Consider the following 18545-nt stretch of genomic DNA (forward strand, 5'->3'; position numbering starts at 1 on the left):
GTCAGGACGAACGGCTAGCGGCTTTTGCGATACTGCCCCGGCGCATGTCCAAAGCGCGCCCGAAATCCCTTGGTGAATACCAACGGCGAGGCAAAGCCGGATGCCATCGCGATTTCGGTCACGCTCAGGTCAGTCTCGCGCAGCAGGCTGTGCCCATGATCGAGGCGCAGATCCCGAAAGAAGCGATACGGGGTCTTGTCGAGATACTTCATGAACAGCCGTTCCATCTGTCGACGGGAACATCCTGCGGTCTCGGCCAATTCATCCATGGTCGGCGGCGTCTCGATGTTGGCCTGCATCGCCTTGATCGCACGCACCAGAAGTGGATTTCGGGTGTCGAGCGCACTGCTGACCGACGCGCGCTGCGGTCCGCGCTCGGCGCGGCGCTGGCTGTAAAGGCACATATCAGCCACCACATCGGCAAAGGCGCGGCCATAGTCGGTTTCAATCATCTCAAGCATCATGTCAGCGGCCCCGACACCACCACCGCAGGTGAATATTCCGGCATCGGCCTCGTAGGTATTGCCGGTCACTTCGATCTGGGGAAACTGTTCGCGAAACGCGGGTTGATTTTCCCAATGCAGGGTGGCGCGGCGCCCATCCAGCAATCCGGCCTGCGCGAGAGAGATCGCCCCGGTGCAGATCCCCCCGACGCGCCCGCCAAAGCGCGCATGCTGCCGCAAAAGGCCCAACAAGGCCGGGCACCCTGCCCCCTTGCGGACGGTTCCGCCACACACCACGAGGTCGGTCGCGCGCGCCACGGGCACGAGGGGCTGGTCGACATTGACCGACATGCCGCAAGAGCTCGTGACGGGCGCGCCATCCTGCGACGTCACCGTCCAGTGATACAGTGGGCGCTGCGCCAGCTGATTGGCGATTCGGAACGGATCGAGCGCAGCGCTGAACGCAAGAAGCGTGAAATCGGGCAACAGGTGAAACGCGAAGCGGCGCGCGGGTTTCTCCACCTCGATGGCAAAAAACGCCGCCCCCTTCGGTACGATATCCCGCGTGCTGGCTGGCGCATCATTCTGTTCGCTCGACATCGCTTTGTTTGATCCTCCGCTTGACCATCGAGGTGCACACCGGACACCAAGGCGCTCCGCCACACGCTCAGCCAAGCGGGTCAGGCGCGATGTTGCCGCCACAGATCAGCACCGCCACCCGCTCACCCGGCGCAGGGCGGTACGCCCCCGACAGAAGCGCAGCAAGCGCCGCAGCACCGGCCGGCTCGACCAACTGCCGGAATTCACGCCAAAGCACGGCTTGCGCCTCAGTAATGGCCGTGTCCGGCACGAGAACGCTGTCAAGAGCGTTGGACCGTGCCAACTCAAAGCAGATCTCACCGATGCGCCGCGCACCGAGGGCATTGGCGGCCACACCCGACACATCGACATCTACGGGCGCACCGGCCGTCAAGGCCGCATGCAGCGCGCAGGAGGTTTGCGGTTCCACCGCCACCACCTTGCGCTGCCCCTGAAACCATCCGAGCGCACCGGCGACCAGCCCGCCGCCGCCCACCGCAATCAGGACAGTGTCGGCCTCAAGCCCCTGTGCCTCCCATTCCGAAAAGACAGTGCCCTGCCCTGCCACGGTCGCCTCGGCATCATAGGGATGCACCTGAACGGCACCTGTCGCGGCCTGCCACTCGGCGGCGCGAGCCGCGGCCTCGGCATAGGCCCCCGGTACGACATGCAAATCAGCCCCCTGCGCGCGGATCAGCGCGATCTTGGCCGGCCCTGCGATCTCGGGCACATAGATCCGGGCACGATAGCCAAGGGCCGCCGCCGCGCAGGCCACCGCCGCGCCGTGATTGCCGCCCGACGCCGCCACGATCCCCGCCTCGGGCACATCGGTCTGCAAAAGGGTATTGAACGCGCCGCGCGCCTTGAAACTTCCGGTCAACTGCATCTGCTCGAACTTCAGCGAGACAACATGCCCCTCAATCCTCGCTGACATCACCGGCGTTTGCCGCACATGGCCCGTCATCCGGTCCTGCGCCTGTGAAATCCGATTTTTCCAGCCCATCGCCCACACCTCTATGACTTTTCTTGACAGGTCAAACCCTATACGCGTGAAATAAAAGACCCAAGCAAGGAACGACCGCGATGAAAGACGACCGCCTCAGCCAGTTCCGTGATGCAGACTCGGACCGCTCCACCGCAGAACAGGTACCCGAAACCGCGCAAACGCGCGCACCCGCATATCGTCTCGCCTTTGCCGATTCCGATTTCATGTGCCGGGACGAGCTGCGACCCGTACGCCTGCAACTGGAACTGCTGAAACCCGAGATGATCCTGAACGAGCGCGGCATCCAGAGCACCGTGGTGCTGTTCGGCGGTGCGCGCATTCCCGAGCCATCGCAGAAAGACACCGCGCGCACCAAGACACTTGCCGATCTCTCGCACTACTATGACGAAGCCCGCAAATTCGCGCGGCTGATGACCGAAAAGTCAATGGCCAGCTATGGCCGCGAGTTCGTCGTTGCCACGGGTGGCGGGCCCGGCGTGATGGAGGCAGGCAACCGGGGAGCCGCCGATGCCGGCGGCGCGTCCATCGGGCTGAATATCGTGCTGCCGCACGAGCAGGCACCGAACGAGTATGTGACACCGGGGCTCTGCTTCAATTTTCACTACTTCGCCATTCGCAAGATGCATTTCCTGATGCGCGCGCGCGCGATCTGCGTCTTTCCCGGCGGCTTTGGCACGCTGGACGAAACATTCGAGGCGCTCACCCTCATTCAGACGGACCGTATGAAGAAAGTTCCGTTCCTGCTCTTTGGTGAGACATTCTGGCGCTCGATCATAAATTGGGAGGCGCTTTCCGAGGCAGGTACCATCAGCGCTGAGGATCTTGACCTCTTTCGTTTTGTCGAAACGGCGGACGAGGCGATGGAGATCATAAGCGAGTGGCCAGAAACCTGACCACGCGGCTTTTGCCCTTGATGCAATGCGGCCATGCGATTATCCCACGCCGGCACTCGCGCAGCCAACCGGAATGCCGATGACCGCCCAGATTTTCGACCGCCTTTTGATGAGCCTGATCGCTGCCACCCTGCTGGCCAGCGTGGTGATCACTCTTTTCGCGCCGGAGTATTTTCACCTGACCTTCGCCGCAGAGGATCGGCTGGTCGAAAATGGCACCGCGCTCTTTCTACTGCTGGCCTGCCTTGTCCTGCTGCGCAACACCAGCGGCCTTGCCGGTCGCGGCCTTTATGTCGGGTCGGCGCTCACGGCATTCTATGCGCTCCTGTTCTTCTTTGCCTCAGGCGAGGAAATATCCTGGGGGCAGCGCATTTTCGGCTGGGAAACAACAGAGTTTTTCGCCGAGAACAACTACCAAGGCGAAACCAATCTGCACAACCTGATGGTCGGCGAGCACCGTCTCGCCCGCACGCTCTTTGGCAACGTCCTGACCACGGTGCTTCTGCTCTACCTCGTGGCATTGCCTCTGCTTTGGTCACGCGTGGCGCTTGTCCGCCGCCTGTCCGATGCGCTCTTCATACCGGTTCCCGGTCCGCGTCATGCGGCCGCCGCGCTGATCGGCAGTCTTGTCATCGCCGTCCTCGACGTGCCGCGCAAATGGGAAGTGTACGAGCTGGTCTTCGCAATCCTTGCCACCTCCATCTTCCTGCTGCCGCAAAACCGCGAGCGCATCCGCTAAGTCCAGACGCAAAGGCCTGCCCATGCTCCGCCTCAACGCCCCATCCAGCCTCAGCCGCGCCGACAGCCTGATCTTTGGCGCGGCATGGGCCACACTGATGTTCACCTTGATCTACTACGTCACCGGTCTGCACGAACCGTTTCGCATGGGCTTTGCCACCGAGGACGGACCGGTGGAGTGGGCGACGGCAATCTGCCTGCTTTTGTCGTCGCTGGTACTGATCCGCAATGCCCGCGCGTTGGCATCGCGCCGTGGGCGCATAGCGGTTCTGGCAACATGGGTCTACGCCCTCATGTTCTTCTTCGCGGCGGGCGAGGAAATCTCATGGGGCCAGCGCCTTGTCGGCTGGGAGCCGGCGGCGTTCTTCGCCGAAAACAATGCTCAGCAAGAGACCAATCTGCACAACCTCGTCATCGGCGATGTCAAGCTGGTCAAGACCGTGTTCGGCAGCGGACTGTCGATTGTGATCCTGCTCTACCTTCTGGTGCTCCCGCTGATCTACACGCGCATTGCTGTCCTGCACCGCATGGTCGACCGTTTGGCGATCCCTGTGGCTGACACCCGCCACATGATCGTCACTCTCGCGGCGACCGTTGTCATCCTGAGCGTGCAGATGATGACCAAATGGGAACCTTACGAGTTCATCTTTTCCCTGATGACCCTTTCGATATTCCTGCGCCCGCGCAATGCCGAGGACGTAACCTGAGCGCGCCCGCGCCGTGCCCTCAAGTCATTCCGAGATGAACCGGCTCTGCATCTCGACTTCTTGCCGCTGCATCAGGCTCCACGCGGTTTGCATGTGGTCCAACATGATCGAACGAGCCAGATCGGCGTTACCGGCGCGCAGCGCCGCAACGAGCTGCTGCTGATGGGTGCGCCCCTGCTGCCAGAGTTCGCGGTTGGGCGGGGAATAGAGGCGGCGATAAACCGTCAGGTCGGATAGAAGATTGACCATGAAGTCGATCGCGAACCCAAGGAGCGGGTTTTGCGCCTGCTCCGCCAGGATCGCATGAAATCTGAGCGAGGCCACATGTTGCGCGCGCTCTTCTTCCAGATCGGCGGCCGGTTCGGCATATTCGGCGATGTTGGCCTCCAACTTTTGCAGAACGACTTCGGGCAGCTGACCCGCCAGTGACGCGGCCAATTCGGGCTCCAGCAACAGTCGCAACTGATATATGTCGCCGATTGTGAGATTCTTGAAATAGAAATAATTTCCCAGAAGAGCCTTGGCCCGTTGGCGGCTGACCTCATGCACAAAGCTACCGCCCCCCGGACCGGTGCGTGTCTTGATCAGCCCCTGCGCCTCAAGGATGCGCATGGCTTCGCGGATTGTACCCTTGGCCATGCCGAACCGGCTGATCAACTCGGCCTCGCCGGGCAACCGATCCCCGGCGCACAAACCCTGCTTCACCACCCAATCCTTGATCGCCTCGGCGACCTGAACCGGCCTGCTGGGTCTTGGATCAGTCTTTGAGCGGGTGGTGGCAGGCTGCAAGTTGATCGTCTCCCGTTTCCTTCAGTATCGGCTCGTCTGTCCGGCAGAGCTCGGTCGCACGTGGGCACCGCCCGGCAAACGCGCATCCCGGCGGAGGGTTCAGCGGATCGGGCAGCTCGGTCCCCTTTTGCTCGGGCGCGGTGAGCGGACGCCCGACGACCGGGGCGCTTCCGGCCAGAAGCTGTGTATAGGGATGGCTCGGGTTTGCAAAGATATGCCGCGCCCTGCCGATCTCGACCACAGAGCCGAAGTAGAGGACCATCACCCGGTCGCTGACCGCCTCCACCACGGCCAGATCGTGCGTGATGAAGAGATAGGTCAAACCGAATTCGCGCCTGAGGTCGGATAGAAGATTGAGCACTTGCGCCTGTACCGAAACATCGAGCGCAGACACCGGCTCATCTAGAATGATAATCTCCGGAGCAGCGGCCAGAGCGCGGGCAATGCCGATGCGCTGCGCCTGACCGCCCGAAAATTCATGCGGATAGCGGTCAAGGAACTCTTCACGCAAATTGACCGAGGCAAAAATTTCACTGATCCGTGCCTCTCGTTCGCGTCTTGGCATGTAATACAGGCGTTTAAGCGGTGCCTCCATCACTTGTCGGATGGTTTTACGCGGGTTCAGGCTGCTTTGCGGGTCCTGAAAGACGTATTGGATCAATCTCCCGAACTTGGCCGGGTCGGCGGTGTCGAGAGCACGGCCATCAATCTCGATCGCACCTTCGGAGGGCTCCAATAGACCAACGAGCATGCGCGCAAGTGTCGATTTCCCGCAACCTGATTCACCCACCACGCCGAGCGTTTCCCCCGGTTCCACGGCAAAGCTCAGCGGTTTGACAGCGTGCACACCGGGCATGGCGGCGCCGAACAGCGGCTTCTTTACCGAAAAGGTCTTGGCCAGACCCGTGACCTTGAGCGCAGGCATCAGATCACCTCTTCGGGATAGAGGCAGCGCACCGCACGTGGCCCGCTGCCTGCGAGGGTGATTTCTCCGTCCCGACAGCCTTGGCGAGCTTTGTCGCATCTCGGGGCAAAGACGCAGCCGGGTGGCAGATCATCCACGACAGGCGGCAAACCGGGGATCGCAGCGAGGGCACGCTGGCCTCCGCCCAGTTCGGGAACGCAGGCAATGAGGCGCTTGGTATAGGGGTGCGCCGGCGCGTCGAGCACGGCCCTCGTCGGACCTTGTTCAACAATCCGTCCGGCATACATCACGGCAATCCGGTCGCATAGCTGCGCCACTACGCCAAAATCATGGGTGATGAAGATGATCGCCAATCCCCTGTCGCGCCGCAGGTCATCCAGCAGCGCGAGGATTTGTGCCTGCACAGTTACATCGAGCGCCGTGGTCGGCTCATCCGCTATGATGACATCGGGCTCATTGGCGAGCGCCATGGCGATGCCGATCCGCTGGCGCATACCGCCAGACATTTCATGCGGATAATTGTCGATGCGCGCCTCGGGGTTGGGGATGCGCACATCCTTGAGCAAGGCAAGGGCGCGCGTCCGGGCCTCAGTGCGGGACAGCCGGTGATGCGCCTGAATCGCCTCGGCAAGCTGGGTGCCGACCCGGTAGAGAGGGTGGAGTGTCGAAAGCGGGTCCTGAAAGATATAGGCGACGCGGTCCCCCCGCATCCGGCGCAACCTTTCATAGCGCGCACCGATCAGGTCCTCGCCCTGAAAACGCACCGCACCGCCCGCGATGACGCCCGGAGGCGACGCGACCAGCCCCATCACGCTAAGCGCGGTCACTGATTTGCCAGAGCCACTCTCGCCCACGAGACCAAGACATTCTCCGGGTTGCACCGAGAGGCTGACACCGCCCACGGCGCGATAGATACGGCGACCGACATGGAATTGCGTATGCAGATCCTGAATGGCCAGCAGGTCGGTCGTGGCGGTCGGCACCGCCCCCTTGCGATCGACCAGCGTCATGGCGCGCGGACGCGAGAGCGCCCCGGAGCGCAGGCGCGGATCGAGCGCGTCGCGCACCCCGTCACCCAACAGGTTGATCGACATGACGATGAGAAAGATCATGATGCCCGGCACAATGGAGGTATGCGGATGCGAGATCAGCGCCGACCGCGCCTCGCCCAGCATCGAGCCGAGATCCGCCTGTGGCGGCTGCGAGCCCAAACCGAGAAAGCTGAGCCCGGCGGTCTCGAGGATCATCCAGCCCACGGTCGTGGACATGGCGATGATGATCACGGGCAGGACATTGGGTAAAAGCTCGGTCAGGATGATGCGCGCGTGCCCCATTCCGGCCAGTCGGGCCGCGTCGATGAATTCGCGCCCTGCCAGCCCGACGGTGACACCACGGATGTTGCGGGCAAAGAACGGCACGTTGACCGCGGCCACGGCAATGAGCGCGTTCATCAGACCGGGGCCGAGCGCCGCGACGATGGCCAGTGCAAGCAGGATATAAGGAAAGGCCATCAGCATATCGACGCCGCGCATGATGAGATTGTCGATACGTCCGCCAAAATACCCCGCAACGATCCCGACCGCAGACCCGATGGTCGCCGCGGCGACAGCCGCCAAAACGCCGACCCCGAGGGACAGGCGCGTGCCATGCAACAGGCGCGACAGCAGATCGCGCCCAAGATGATCCGTACCAAGCAGATGGCCTTCGGTGAATGGGCGCTGAAACCGGTCGGCAGTGGCGGTCGCATCCGGATCTTGGAGCGGCAGCAGCGGCGCGATCAGAACCGAAACAAGAATAATCGAGAACACCACGGCCCCGATCGCCGCGAGCCGGTTGCGAAACAGCAATCCCAGAAAAACGGTCACGTCCGTATCCTCGGGTCGAGCAAGCTCTGCGCCACATCAACCGCGATGTTGAACAACACATAACAGGCCGCGACGAATACCACCCCACCCTGCACCAAGAGCAGATCTCGCGTCAGGATCGCGTCCACCAGCATCCGCCCGACGCCGGGCCATTGAAAGACAATCTCGATATAGACCGCGCCCGAGAGAACAAACCCGGCCTGAATGCCAAGCACCGGAATGATCGACACCATCGCCGCCCGCAAAGCGTGCCCCATGATCACGCGCGTCTCTGATACACCCTTGGCGCGCGCCGTGCGAATGAAGTCCTGACGCAGCACCTCAAGCATGGCAGAGCGCGAGAGGCGTGCGATCACCCCGGTCGCCACTGCGGCCAGCGCAAGCGCGGGCATGATGAGGTGATTCAATAGATCGGGCAGATCACCACCGCCATAGATCGCGTACATGCCCGAGACCGGAAGCCATCGCAGATTCACCGCGAAGGTCAGAATCATCATCATCCCGAGAAAGAAGGAAGGCACGGAAATGCCGATCAGCACCACGAAAGTGATCACCTTGTCGGTTAATCCGTACTGGCGGGCGGCGGATGCAACACCGGCCAAAATGCCCAGAATGGAACACAAAACAAACGCCGTGCCTGCCAGGACGAGCGTCGCGTTGAACCGCTCCAGCACTTCGTCGATGACCGGGCGGTTCAGCGAATAGGATCGACCGAAATCACCGGTCAGTATATTGCCCAGCCAAATGAAGTACCGCATCACAAGAGGCTGATCGAGCCCGAGATCGCGGTTGAGTTTCTCGACGTTCTCAGGCGTGGCATAGGAGCCGAGGATCGCCGTTGCCGGATCGCCGGGGATAAGCGACATGATCAGAAAAACGATAATGCTGATCCCCAAAAGCACAGGAATGGCCGACACCAGACGTTTCAGAATATAGCCGCTCATCTTGACCCCTTCGGCGTGTTCGGGCCGGTGTCAAACGGCCCGAAACATGGATATCAGTTTTTCACGACATCCTTCAGATACAGCAGGAACGACGGCTCAAGGCCAAAGTTATCAACACGGTCGCTGGTCACCGCATTCTGCTTCCAGTTCGCCACAAAGACCCACGGCGCATCCTCTTGTACGATGGCCTGCATCTCCCGGTAGAGACGTGCACGCTCGTCCTGATCGGTCGCACGCCGCGCCGCTTCAAGCAGGGTATCGACCTGTTCATTGGCATAGTATCCTGAGTTGAATCCGCCGTTCTCCGGCCAGGCCTCACTGCGCAGAGCGAGATACGGCAGGGTGTCCGGGTCATTCGTCATCCACGCCATTTCTGCCATGTCGGCCTTGCCCTCCAACCCCGGGTTAACCTCACCGAGAAAGGTATTCCACTCGTAGGTTTCGATGGTGACATCAAAACCCACCGCTTCGAGATCGGCCTGAATGGCCGTTCCCATCGGCACGGGATCGAGCATGCCGGACCCGCCTTCGGTCACGTAAAAGGTGAGTGCAGCCCCCTCCGCGCCAGCGTCTGCGATCAGGGCACGCGCCTTGGCCGGGTCATACGGATACGGGTCGAGCGCCTCATTATAGGCCCAGGCAAAGGCGGGCGGCGTTGGTCCGGTGGCAACAGTGGCGGTGCCTTCGAGCACGTCATTGACGATTGCCTCCTTGTTGATCGCGTAATTCGCGGCCTGCCGCACGCGCTTGTCGGCAAATGGGCCCTCCTTCGCGTTCAGGATCAAGAACCAGACATGCGGACCGGCCTGTTCGGCGACATCGAATGCGTCCCCATCGAACTGCCCCAGGGACGTTGGCGGAACCTCGACCATCAGGTCGATCCCACCCGCCAGCATCTCGGCCACGCGGGTGTTGGCATCGGTGATCGGACGAAAGACGACAGCCTGCGTGCCTGCCGCCTCTCCCCAATAGCCCTCGTGACGCTCAACGACCACGGCCTCGTTCGACCGCCACTCGGCGAATACGAAAGGCCCTGTACCCACCGGATTTCGTCCGAACTCGGCACCATGGGTGCGTACTGCCTCGGGCGAAACGATAAGTCCTGTGGGATAGGCAAGGTTTGACAGGAATGGGGCATAAGGCGCGTCAAGCGTGAACTTCACGGTCAAATCATCGACCACCTCGGTCGATTCGACCGCGCCAAAAAAGAAGGACAGAGGAAATGGGCCGGTGTCGTGGTAGGGATGCGACTCGTCCAGCATCCGGTCGAAATTGAATTTCACGGCCTCTGCGTTGAAGGCCGTGCCGTCATGAAACCGCACGCCTTCGCGCAGGGTGAACGTGTACTCCGTGCCATCCTCACTGATTGTCCAATCTGTCGCGAGCGACGGCTCGACCTCGAGTGTGCCGGGCGCGTAGCGGGTCAACCCCTCGTAGAGATTCACCAGAATTCGGAAATCGTTCACGGCGGTGACAGCGGCCGGATCCAGCGACTTTGGCTCGGCAATCTGCCCAACGATCAACACCCCCGGCGGGGTCTGCGCGGCAGCGGGGCCCGGCAAACCGACCGAGGCGGCAATCACCCCGGCAGCAGCAAGCGCGAGGCCCTTGCGGACCCAGGACAATGGTTTCATTTCGCTTCTCCCTGTTGATTTATTCCCTAAAATTATCATGATAAATTGCCATCGTCAAATTATCATGATAATTTAAGGAAAAACTCAGGAAACCCATGACCTTCTCCATCCTTGCACGAGACCCCCAAACCGGCGCCATCGGCGGCGCGGCTGCGACCGGCAGTCTTTGCGTTGGAGGCTGGGTCCTGCGCGGCCATGTTCTGGCGGGCGTGTCCGCTAGTCAGGGGGCGGCACCTTCGACCTTCTGGGGCGAAGACGTCCTGTCACTCATGCAGGACGGCGAAGAGCCGCAGACCGCCGTGGATCGTGTCACCTCCTCCGACAAGGGCCACGCTCACAGGCAGGTGTCGGCCCTCGATCTGCACGGTGCGACGGGGGCCTATACCGGGGCCGCGAACGACGATTCAAAGGGGCATCTGTCATTCGCTCAGGGAATCGTCGCGGGCAACATGCTGAGCAACCAGACTGTCTTGCGCGCCATGGTCGACGGTTACGAGGCCGCTCAGGGCGATTTCAGCCGTCGGCTGCTCACAGCCCTCGACACCGCCCGGTCAGCCGGTGGAGACTATCGCGGCCTGCTTTCGGCCGCTCTGTTGGTGTTGCACCCCGACCACCCGCCATTGACGCTGCGCATAGACTATCACCCGGACGACCCGGTCAAAGCACTCGAAGACTTGCTGCGACGGGCCACAACCGGGCCATATTCGGACTGGGCACGCCAGGTGCCGGTTTCGTCCGACAGGGATCGCACCCTGGATTGATCCGCCACGACCCGGCGCACACCTATTCGAGATGGCGCAGCGTATCACGCGCCGCCGCAAGGTCCGCCTGCCGGTTGCCATGTAGCCGCGAAACCAAAACCCCACGCCCCGCCTCGTCGACCAGACCAAGAACGTCGAGCGCCTGTTCTATATTCTCGGCGTTCTGCGCCAGCTTTGGCCGGTTCGACACGTTATGCACCGAACCGCCCGGCAAATCCGCCACCGCGAAACCGCAGAACTCCGCCACCGCCGCAAGGGCGCCCGTGGCTTCGATATTCACCGCCATGAAGTCATCCCTACCGCGAAAATACTCAAGCACCCACGCGAAATAATCCGCTCTCCGATACGCCTCGTTGATGAAGTTCTGCACGCTGAACACCTTTTGATGATGCGTTGCGATGCTGTTTAGATAATGTCGCAGCGGGCGAAAATTCAGGATGAAGCGCGCATTGGGATAAGTCCGGTCATAGGCCGCCACAGGGCGGACCTGCCCGAAATCCGAGAACGCATCGTGTTTACCGGTCGGCCAGTCACGGGAATCATGAAAGCTGCTGATCCCATTGGCCTCGAACAGTTTATGCAGACTTGTCGTGCCATTCCGCGGATGGCCTATCACGAAATACTTGATAGCCCTTCTGTCGCCCTTGGGCGTCAAAGCGAAATGCAGCCGCATGCGCGCACGGATCACACCAAAAGCCAGATCGTTGATATCTATGGTCCGGCGCGCCGCCGCGCTCATATGATCTCGTCCTCGTCGTAGAGCGGAGCCGCGTCCAGATGCGCGCTGATACCCTCTGCCGCCGCCTCGGCGCGCGGTGTCTCGGCCACGTGAAACAGTGCGTCGCCCTCATAGACGACAGGCATGTTGGTCCGCCCGATGATGATGCCGCTCTCCTCGGCCTGAACCTCGCTTTCGATATCGCCAAAGGCATTGGCCACTGCCCCCATGACCGTTCCCGGTTGCACGGCATCGCCCACAGCCAGATAGCCGCGAAACAGCCCGCCGCGCGGCGCGCGATACCATGTTGAACGGGCGGCGCGCATCGGCACGGCGCGCGCCTTGGGCACGCCCTTGGCCCCGATCATGCCAAGATGGCGCATGACCCGCAGAATGCCGCTTGCCCCCGCGCGCGCTGCGAATTCGTCAAACCGGAGCCCCTCTCCGCCTTCATAGAGCAACACGTCGACACCCACCTCTTCCGCCGCCATGCGCAGAGAGCCCTCGCGCAGCTTCGATTCCATCATCACCGGCGCGCCAAAGGCCCGGCCCAGCTCTTCGAGCCGTGCATTGCCAGGCGTCAGCCGGATCTGCGGCAGATTGCTCCGATGAATGGCGGCCGAATGCAGGTCGATCCCGACATCCGACCGCGCGACAACCTGCTCCATGAAGATATGCGCAAGTTGCGAGGCCATCGAGCCTTCGGACAGGCCCGGAAACACCCGGTTGAGATCGCGCCGGTCAGGCAAATAGCGAGAATGGTTAAGAAACCCGAACGTATTCACGATCGGCACGGCCAGCAACGTTCCCGCAATCTTGTTCAACGAGGCCGCCCGCAGCAATCGGCGTACAATCTCGACGCCGATCACCTCGTCCCCGTGGATCGCCGCCGACACGAACATGACCGGCCCGGCGCGCCGCCCGTGCACCACTTCGACAGAGAGATTGACCGGCGTGTGATTGGACAACGTGCTGACAGGGATATCGACCCGCTCGCGCGTTCCAGGCTTCACCGATGTGTTGCCGATCTCGAAGGGTTTACGCCGCGCCATGCCATCCTCTCGCTTGGTTCCGCCATGAGGCTTAGGCAATTCAAGCAGGGCTGTCCATGCCAACGGCCCCACGGGGGCGCGACCTGCGCGGCATCTGGCCTTTTGCGAACGGTCATGCCACTGCTGCGCCATGTCTTTCACGACACCTGACACATGCCCGGTTTGCCGGGGACCGGATTGTTTGCCGTTCATGCATCTGGGCGGCAAAGACTATTGGCGTTGCGAGCAATGCGAGGCGCGTGGCCTCGTAGCCGCGCATTTGCCCGATGCCGCGACAGAGCGCGCCACATACCGGCTCCATCAGAACAGCATCCAAGACATCGGCTATCGGCGATTCCTGGCCAAGCTGTCGGACCCGCTGCTGGCAAGAGTGCCTGTGCCGGCCCGGGGTCTCGACTACGGCTGCGGACCCGGGCCGGCCCTCGCCGCGATGCTGCGCGAGGCCGGGCACGAGATGTCGCTCTACGATCCCATTTTCCAACCCGATCCCGCCGCTCTCTCCGAGCGGTACGATTTTGTCACCTGCACCGAGGTTGCCGAACACTTTCACCATCCCGCTGCCGAATTCGACCGCCTCGCGGGGCTGCTCCATCCCGGCGGGTGGCTTGCAGTGATGACCTGCTTTCAGACCGACGATGCGCGCTTTGAACATTGGCACTATCGTCAGGATCCGACGCATGTGGTGTTCTACCGGGCTCAGACCTTCGAGCATATCGCGCAATTGCGCGGCTGGTCCTGCACCATCCCGCACAAGGACGTAGCGCTGTTGCGGATGCCACTTGCATGACCACCGCACTGCACAAGGCCCGGTTAGAGACAGTCGTTCAAGCCGTGATCGACACCGGTGCGCGCACCGTGCTGGACCTCGGCTGTGGCGCAGGCGATCTGATCCTGAGCCTCGCCAACGTGCCGCAAATCTCCCGATTGACCGGGCTGGATATTGATCTTGAGGCGCTGCGCGACCTCAGAGCACGACTCCAAAGCTTGCCGCCCGAGGCGCAGGCCAAGATCCAGATCGCCCATGCATCGATGACCGTGGGGCACCCCAATCTGCGCCATTACGACTGCGCCTGTCTCGTCGAGACCATCGAACATCTGCCGCTGGCCGACATCAATCGGCTGGAACGCGCGATATTTCATGACATGCGGCCCCGACACGTTATCGTCACCACACCCAACGCCGATTACAATCCAGTCCTCGGCGTGCCTGCACACCGGTTTCGCCACCCCGGCCACCATTTCGAATGGGGGCGGGCGCGATTTTCTGCTTGGGCGGATGGCGTGGCGTCGCGCAGTGGCTACAACGTGAGCCGCCACGATATCGCGGGCGTGCATCCCGTGCTTGGCGGGGCCAGCCAGATGGCCGCATTCCAGCGTGCCTGATTTAATCAAACAGGAATCCGCGCGCATGTCCGGACAAGCCTGACCATCTGCACGCCCTAGACGTGCTGCGCGCCGTTGATCTCGATCTCGGTGCCGGAGATGTAGGTTGAGCCTTCGGTGCAGAGGAAATAGACCGTATCGGCCACCTCCTGCGGCTCGCCAAGGCGGCGCATCGGCAGGCGGTCGGCCAGATCCTCGGTGCCGGGCGACAGGATCGCGGTGCGGATCTCGCCCGGCGCAATAGCGTTGACGCGCACCCCCAGAGGCCCGAAATCATGCGCCATCTCGCGGGTCAGAGCGGCCAGCGCCGCCTTGGAGGTGGCATAGGCGGCACCCGCGAAGGGATGCACCCGGGCCCCCGCGATAGAGGTCACGTTCACGACTGCCCCTTTGGCCGCCGCCAACTCGTTCTTCAGGCTGCGCGCCAGCACGACGGGGGCAAAGAAATTGACGTGAAACACATGGCCCCATGTGCGCAGGTCGGTGCTGATCGTATCAAGCCGCTCGCCCTCGGGCCCTTTGGGTGAGATGCCCGCATTGTTGACCAGCGCATCAAGCCGTCCGTTCAGGCGCGCACGGATCTCCTCGACCTTCTCGATCACGTCCTTGGGATCGGCAAGGTCGATCTGGATATGGTTGTCTTCGCCACCACCCCAGGGGCATTCGGCGGGAAAGGGATGCCGCGAGCAGGTGATGACCCGCCAGCCCGCCGCGTTGAACCGCTGCACCGTGGCGTGACCGATCCCCCGGCTCGCCCCGGTCAGAAGTAATGTCCGCTGTTCCGTCATCCCGTGCCCTTTCCTGTGGCCTCGTACTGACCGTAGCGCAGCAGCGCGCGCATGCAACGGCCCTTGGCAGGACACGGGACAACGGCTAACAAGGCGATCATGCGCACGTCGGAGACAAGGATGAAGGCCAGAGACATGAATCGCGACTGGATCGCCACCGCCCGCACCCTCTCCGAGGCGCTGCCCTATCTGCAACGCTATACCGGCGCGATCGTCGTGATCAAGCTGGGCGGCCACGCCATGGGCAGCGACGAGGCGATGGAGACCTTTGCCCGCGACGTGGTGCTGATGCAGCAGGTGGGCGTCAACCCGGTGATCGTCCACGGCGGTGGTCCGATGATCAACGAGATGCTGGAAAAGCTGGCGATCAAGTCCAATTTCGTCAATGGCAAACGGGTCACGGATGCAGCGACGATGGATGTTGTCGAGATGGTCCTCTCGGGCCGCGTCAACAAACGTATCGTTCAGGCAATCAACGGTCAGGGCGGGCGCGCCGTGGGCCTGTCGGGCAAGGATGCGGGGCTCATCACATGCACGCCGTCCAGCCCCGATCTGGGCCTTGTGGGCGAGCCGTCCGAGATCAACCCGGCGATCCTGCACACGCTCTTTGACGCCGACACAATCCCGGTAATCGCGCCGCTCGGTGCCGGGCGCAATGGCGAGACCTTCAACATCAACGGTGACACTGCCGCAGGCGCCGTGGCCGCCGCGCTCAAGGCCGACCGGCTTCTCTTGCTGACGGATATCGACGGGGTCCGCGATGCCTCGGGTCAGGTGGTCACCGAACTCAGCGCCGATCAGATCCGCCAGATGACCCGCGACGGCATCATCGCGGGCGGCATGATCCCCAAGACAGAGACCGCGCTGGCCGCGATCGAGGGTGGCGTGCGGGCGGTGGTCATCCTCGACGGTCGCGCGCCCAACGCGACGCTGCTGGAGCTTTATACAGAGCACGGGGCGGGCTCGCTTATCCGAGCCACGTGACCTTGTGAGAGTGGCGGCACGCGTTAGGTTCAGAAGCACCGCTAGGATACCGACATGATCCCGACCCAAATCACCCGCCACGCCGCCCCGCATCACCTCGCGGTGATGGGCGCGCTGCATCTGGGGGCGGGCGAGGTGCCGGGGCATGCGACATTGGTGCTTTTGGGGCCGTCGGAGCCGGGCTTCTGGACGGCCTTCACGCAGACGCCCGAGTATCGCGACGGCACGCCCGACCCGATGGATCGCTGGTCAACCCGCATCATTACCGCGCTTGCCGAGGATCTCGGGGCGATGGCGCTCTTTCCCTTCGGCGGCCCGCCGTGGCAGCCCTTCACCGATTGGGCACGGCGCAGCGGGCAGGCCTGGCCCTCGCCGGTGGGGTTGCTGGTGCATGACGTGGCAGGGCTGATGGTGTCCTATCGCGGCGCACTTGCGCTGCCCGACCGGCTCGACCTGCCCGCCCCGGCCTCGCGCCCTTGCGAGACCTGCGCGACACAGCCCTGCCTGACCGCCTGCCCGGTGGATGCGCTGCGCCCGGGAGCCTATGACGTGCCCGCCTGCAAGGGCGATCTGGAGCGTGACGGCAATGACTGCCGCGCGCAAGGCTGCGCCGTGCGCCGCGCCTGTCCGGTCAGCCAGAGCTATGGCAGGGTGGAGGCGCAATCGGCCTTTCACATGAGGAGTTTTCACCCGTCATGACCCTGCGCCTGATCCTGATGCGCCATGCCAAGTCGAGCTGGGACAATCCGCGACAGGCGGATCATGACCGCCCGTTGAACAAACGCGGACGCAGATCCGCGGAAGCGCTGGGAGACTGGCTACGCGCACGAAACGTTATCCCGGGTCTGGCGTTGTCCTCAACCTCGGAACGGACCCGGGCGACGTTCGAGCGGCTGCGCTTGCCCTGCCCCGTCGAATATTTGCCGGGCCTGTACCATGCTGAGCCCCGGGAGATGATGGGCGCATTGCGCGGCGCGCGGCATGGAACGGTTCTGATGCTGGGACATAATCCGGGCATTGCGGAATTTGCCGCGCGGTTGGTATCCGTGCCGCCGGCGCATGGGCGGTTTCACGATTATCCCACCTGTGCGACTTTGATTGCAGAGTTTCCGCAATCTCAATGGTCGGATATTTGCTATTCTAGCGCCCATCCCGTTGATTTCACAATTCCCCGTGAATTGGTCCAGCATCCATGATATTTTTTGAATGTAAACGTATATATATGGAGATCAGCATTGAAACGGATCATGCTTCTTTCGGCCGTGGGCGTATTTGCCCTGGCCACAGCAGCAAGCGCTGGCGAAAGCCGTCATACACGCTCTGACGGAATGAAATTGCACATTAAATGCGTCTCTGCCGGATGTACCGTGCGCGGCAAAAACAAAGACGGTAAATGGGGCTTGGTCGAAAAAGGCCCCGGTGGTCGCAAGAATTACCTGAAACTGGTCACGAAATACGAAAAGCTTGGGTTCTATTGATCCACGACCAACGTATTTTTGCGTTTTTTGACCCGAAAGGGCCGGAGTTTTGGCTCCGGCCCTCTTTTTTGATCTGTTCGTATCTCTGGCTCAGTGCCCGAGGATCTGGCTGAGGAACAGCTTGGTCCGCTCGCTCTGCGGGTTGTTGAAGAACTCCTCGGGCTCGTTCTGCTCGACGATCTGGCCCTGGTCCATGAAGATCACCCGGTTCGCGACCTTGCGGGCAAACCCCATCTCGTGGGTGACGCAGAGCATGGTCATGCCTTCCTCGGCCAGCTCGATCATGGTGTCGAGCACCTCCGAGATCATCTCGGGGTCAAGCGCCGATGTCGGCTCGTCAAAGAGCATGATCCGAGGCTTCATGCACAGCGAGCGGGCAATCGCCACGCGCTGTTGCTGACCGCCCGAGAGCATTCCGGGATACTTGTCGGCCTGTTCGGGGATCTTGACCTTTTCGAGGAAATGCATGGCGATCTCCTCGGCCTCGCGCTTGGGCGTCTTGCGCACCCAGATCGGGGCCAAAGTACAGTTCTCCAGGATCGTCAGATGCGGAAAGAGATTGAAGTGCTGGAACACCATGCCAACCTCCGACCGAACCTTGTCGATATTCTTGACATCACTGGACAGCACCGTGCCATCCACCGAGATCGAGCCTTTCTGATGCTCTTCCAGCGCATTGATGCAGCGGATGAGCGTCGACTTGCCCGAGCCCGAAGGCCCGGCGATCACGATCCGTTCGCCCTGATAGACGGTCAAGTCGATATCGCGCAGCACGTGGAACGCGCCAAACCACTTGTTCATCTTGGTGATCTCGACGGCGACCTCGTCCGAGACCTTGAGCTGTGTTTCTGCGGCCAT

The 18545-nt window shown here is 62.1% G+C and carries 21 protein-coding genes; 10 read left to right on the forward strand and 11 right to left on the reverse strand.

Annotated elements, in window-relative coordinates:
* Positions 1-14: 14 nt before the first annotated feature.
* Positions 15-1043 (reverse strand): GlxA family transcriptional regulator, encoded by a 1029-nt coding sequence (locus tag Q0X85_RS08905; protein WP_297771515.1) that lies wholly within the window; start codon positions 1041-1043, stop codon positions 15-17.
* Positions 1044-1110: 67 nt separating this feature from the next.
* A complete protein-coding gene (locus Q0X85_RS08910; protein ID WP_297771516.1) occupies positions 1111-2025 on the reverse strand; it encodes a threonine/serine dehydratase in 915 nt (304 codons plus the stop codon).
* Between the two features lie 80 nt (positions 2026-2105).
* On the opposite strand from Q0X85_RS08910, the gene Q0X85_RS08915 reads away from it, so the two are divergent.
* From Q0X85_RS08915 to Q0X85_RS08925, 3 genes are all read left to right on the forward strand, one after another.
* Complete coding sequence (locus tag Q0X85_RS08915) at positions 2106-2921, forward strand: LOG family protein (protein ID WP_297771517.1); 816 nt, start codon at positions 2106-2108, stop codon at positions 2919-2921.
* Between the two features lie 79 nt (positions 2922-3000).
* Positions 3001-3660: a hypothetical protein gene (locus Q0X85_RS08920; RefSeq protein ID WP_297771518.1), complete on the forward strand. Its 660-nt coding sequence runs from the start codon at positions 3001-3003 to the stop codon at positions 3658-3660.
* Between the two features lie 22 nt (positions 3661-3682).
* Positions 3683-4366, forward strand: coding sequence for a hypothetical protein (locus tag Q0X85_RS08925; RefSeq protein WP_297771519.1), 684 nt, complete (start codon positions 3683-3685; stop codon positions 4364-4366).
* Between the two features lie 24 nt (positions 4367-4390).
* On the opposite strand, the gene Q0X85_RS08930 is transcribed toward Q0X85_RS08925, so the two are convergent.
* From Q0X85_RS08930 to Q0X85_RS08950, 5 genes are read right to left on the reverse strand one after another with little or no spacing between them, the layout of a single operon-like run.
* Positions 4391-5155 carry an FCD domain-containing protein gene (locus Q0X85_RS08930; protein ID WP_297771520.1) on the reverse strand — a complete coding sequence of 255 codons (765 nt, stop codon included), beginning with the start codon at positions 5153-5155 and terminating at the stop codon, positions 4391-4393.
* Positions 5124-6083, reverse strand: coding sequence for an oligopeptide/dipeptide ABC transporter ATP-binding protein (locus Q0X85_RS08935; protein WP_297771557.1), 960 nt, complete (start codon positions 6081-6083; stop codon positions 5124-5126). The genes Q0X85_RS08930 and Q0X85_RS08935 overlap by 32 nt, the downstream gene beginning before the upstream one ends.
* Complete coding sequence (locus Q0X85_RS08940) at positions 6080-7945, reverse strand: dipeptide/oligopeptide/nickel ABC transporter permease/ATP-binding protein (protein WP_297771521.1); 1866 nt, start codon at positions 7943-7945, stop codon at positions 6080-6082. Before Q0X85_RS08940 ends, Q0X85_RS08935 begins: the two co-directional genes overlap by 4 nt.
* Entirely contained in the window at positions 7942-8889 is a 948-nt protein-coding gene (locus Q0X85_RS08945; protein WP_297771522.1) for an ABC transporter permease, read from the reverse strand. The genes Q0X85_RS08940 and Q0X85_RS08945 overlap by 4 nt, the downstream gene beginning before the upstream one ends.
* Positions 8890-8942: 53 nt before the next feature.
* Positions 8943-10523 carry an ABC transporter substrate-binding protein gene (locus Q0X85_RS08950; RefSeq protein WP_297771523.1) on the reverse strand — a complete coding sequence of 527 codons (1581 nt, stop codon included), beginning with the start codon at positions 10521-10523 and terminating at the stop codon, positions 8943-8945.
* 95 nt (positions 10524-10618) lie between these two features.
* Here Q0X85_RS08950 and Q0X85_RS08955 point away from each other — a divergent pair, with 95 nt between their 5' ends.
* Complete coding sequence (locus Q0X85_RS08955; RefSeq protein ID WP_297771524.1) at positions 10619-11284, forward strand: DUF1028 domain-containing protein; 666 nt, start codon at positions 10619-10621, stop codon at positions 11282-11284.
* A 22-nt stretch (positions 11285-11306) separates the two neighbouring features.
* Here Q0X85_RS08955 and Q0X85_RS08960 read toward each other — a convergent pair whose 3' ends face one another.
* Positions 11307-12023 (reverse strand): hypothetical protein, encoded by a 717-nt coding sequence (locus Q0X85_RS08960; protein WP_297771525.1) that lies wholly within the window; start codon positions 12021-12023, stop codon positions 11307-11309.
* Complete coding sequence (locus Q0X85_RS08965; protein ID WP_297771526.1) at positions 12020-13054, reverse strand: succinylglutamate desuccinylase/aspartoacylase family protein; 1035 nt, start codon at positions 13052-13054, stop codon at positions 12020-12022. The genes Q0X85_RS08960 and Q0X85_RS08965 overlap by 4 nt, the downstream gene beginning before the upstream one ends.
* A 130-nt stretch (positions 13055-13184) precedes the next feature.
* Here Q0X85_RS08965 and Q0X85_RS08970 point away from each other — a divergent pair, with 130 nt between their 5' ends.
* Together Q0X85_RS08970 and Q0X85_RS08975 are read left to right on the forward strand one after the other, a co-directional pair.
* Positions 13185-13841 (forward strand): class I SAM-dependent methyltransferase, encoded by a 657-nt coding sequence (locus Q0X85_RS08970; RefSeq protein WP_297771527.1) that lies wholly within the window; start codon positions 13185-13187, stop codon positions 13839-13841.
* The gene (locus Q0X85_RS08975; protein ID WP_297771528.1) at positions 13838-14437 is read left to right on the forward strand and encodes a methyltransferase domain-containing protein; all 600 of its coding nucleotides are present in this window, start codon (positions 13838-13840) and stop codon (positions 14435-14437) included. Before Q0X85_RS08970 ends, Q0X85_RS08975 begins: the two co-directional genes overlap by 4 nt.
* Before the next feature lie 56 nt (positions 14438-14493).
* Here the strand turns inward: Q0X85_RS08975 and Q0X85_RS08980 are convergent, their stop codons facing one another.
* Positions 14494-15225: an SDR family oxidoreductase gene (locus Q0X85_RS08980; RefSeq protein ID WP_297771529.1), complete on the reverse strand. Its 732-nt coding sequence runs from the start codon at positions 15223-15225 to the stop codon at positions 14494-14496.
* Positions 15226-15345: 120 nt separating this feature from the next.
* Between Q0X85_RS08980 and argB the strand changes: the two genes are divergently transcribed.
* From argB to Q0X85_RS09000, 4 genes are all read left to right on the forward strand, one after another.
* Positions 15346-16209, forward strand: coding sequence for an acetylglutamate kinase (gene argB, locus Q0X85_RS08985; RefSeq protein ID WP_297771530.1), 864 nt, complete (start codon positions 15346-15348; stop codon positions 16207-16209).
* A gap of 105 nt (positions 16210-16314) precedes the next feature.
* Positions 16315-16908, forward strand: a complete 594-nt coding sequence (locus tag Q0X85_RS08990; protein ID WP_297771558.1) for a ferredoxin — start codon at positions 16315-16317, stop codon at positions 16906-16908.
* Positions 16905-17405 carry a histidine phosphatase family protein gene (locus Q0X85_RS08995; RefSeq protein ID WP_297771531.1) on the forward strand — a complete coding sequence of 167 codons (501 nt, stop codon included), beginning with the start codon at positions 16905-16907 and terminating at the stop codon, positions 17403-17405. Before Q0X85_RS08990 ends, Q0X85_RS08995 begins: the two co-directional genes overlap by 4 nt.
* A 39-nt stretch (positions 17406-17444) precedes the next feature.
* Positions 17445-17687 (forward strand): hypothetical protein, encoded by a 243-nt coding sequence (locus tag Q0X85_RS09000; protein WP_297771532.1) that lies wholly within the window; start codon positions 17445-17447, stop codon positions 17685-17687.
* Positions 17688-17777: 90 nt separating this feature from the next.
* On the opposite strand, the gene Q0X85_RS09005 is transcribed toward Q0X85_RS09000, so the two are convergent.
* Entirely contained in the window at positions 17778-18545 is a 768-nt protein-coding gene (locus tag Q0X85_RS09005; protein ID WP_297771533.1) for an amino acid ABC transporter ATP-binding protein, read from the reverse strand.

Source organism: uncultured Roseovarius sp., from assembly GCF_947259555.1.
In the GTDB taxonomy this organism is placed as follows: domain Bacteria; phylum Pseudomonadota; class Alphaproteobacteria; order Rhodobacterales; family Rhodobacteraceae; genus Roseovarius.

What these genes read in the sequence shown, in the direction of transcription:
- Q0X85_RS08905 (WP_297771515.1), bottom strand. Translation starts at nt 1,043, where the DNA reads ATGTCGAGCGAACAGAATGATGCGCCAGCCAGCACGCGGGATATCGTA.
- Q0X85_RS08910 (WP_297771516.1), bottom strand. Translation starts at nt 2,025, where the DNA reads ATGGGCTGGAAAAATCGGATTTCACAGGCGCAGGACCGGATGACGGGC.
- Q0X85_RS08915 (WP_297771517.1), top strand. Translation starts at nt 2,106, where the DNA reads ATGAAAGACGACCGCCTCAGCCAGTTCCGTGATGCAGACTCGGACCGC.
- Q0X85_RS08920 (WP_297771518.1), top strand. Translation starts at nt 3,001, where the DNA reads ATGACCGCCCAGATTTTCGACCGCCTTTTGATGAGCCTGATCGCTGCC.
- Q0X85_RS08925 (WP_297771519.1), top strand. Translation starts at nt 3,683, where the DNA reads ATGCTCCGCCTCAACGCCCCATCCAGCCTCAGCCGCGCCGACAGCCTG.
- Q0X85_RS08945 (WP_297771522.1), bottom strand. Translation starts at nt 8,889, where the DNA reads ATGAGCGGCTATATTCTGAAACGTCTGGTGTCGGCCATTCCTGTGCTT.
- Q0X85_RS08950 (WP_297771523.1), bottom strand. Translation starts at nt 10,523, where the DNA reads ATGAAACCATTGTCCTGGGTCCGCAAGGGCCTCGCGCTTGCTGCTGCC.
- Q0X85_RS08955 (WP_297771524.1), top strand. Translation starts at nt 10,619, where the DNA reads ATGACCTTCTCCATCCTTGCACGAGACCCCCAAACCGGCGCCATCGGC.
- Q0X85_RS08960 (WP_297771525.1), bottom strand. Translation starts at nt 12,023, where the DNA reads ATGAGCGCGGCGGCGCGCCGGACCATAGATATCAACGATCTGGCTTTT.
- Q0X85_RS08965 (WP_297771526.1), bottom strand. Translation starts at nt 13,054, where the DNA reads ATGGCGCGGCGTAAACCCTTCGAGATCGGCAACACATCGGTGAAGCCT.
- Q0X85_RS08970 (WP_297771527.1), top strand. Translation starts at nt 13,185, where the DNA reads ATGTCTTTCACGACACCTGACACATGCCCGGTTTGCCGGGGACCGGAT.
- Q0X85_RS08975 (WP_297771528.1), top strand. Translation starts at nt 13,838, where the DNA reads ATGACCACCGCACTGCACAAGGCCCGGTTAGAGACAGTCGTTCAAGCC.
- Q0X85_RS08980 (WP_297771529.1), bottom strand. Translation starts at nt 15,225, where the DNA reads ATGACGGAACAGCGGACATTACTTCTGACCGGGGCGAGCCGGGGGATC.
- argB (WP_297771530.1), top strand. Translation starts at nt 15,346, where the DNA reads ATGAAGGCCAGAGACATGAATCGCGACTGGATCGCCACCGCCCGCACC.
- Q0X85_RS08990 (WP_297771558.1), top strand. Translation starts at nt 16,315, where the DNA reads ATGGGCGCGCTGCATCTGGGGGCGGGCGAGGTGCCGGGGCATGCGACA.
- Q0X85_RS08995 (WP_297771531.1), top strand. Translation starts at nt 16,905, where the DNA reads ATGACCCTGCGCCTGATCCTGATGCGCCATGCCAAGTCGAGCTGGGAC.
- Q0X85_RS09005 (WP_297771533.1), bottom strand. Translation starts at nt 18,545, where the DNA reads ATGGCCGCAGAAACACAGCTCAAGGTCTCGGACGAGGTCGCCGTCGAG.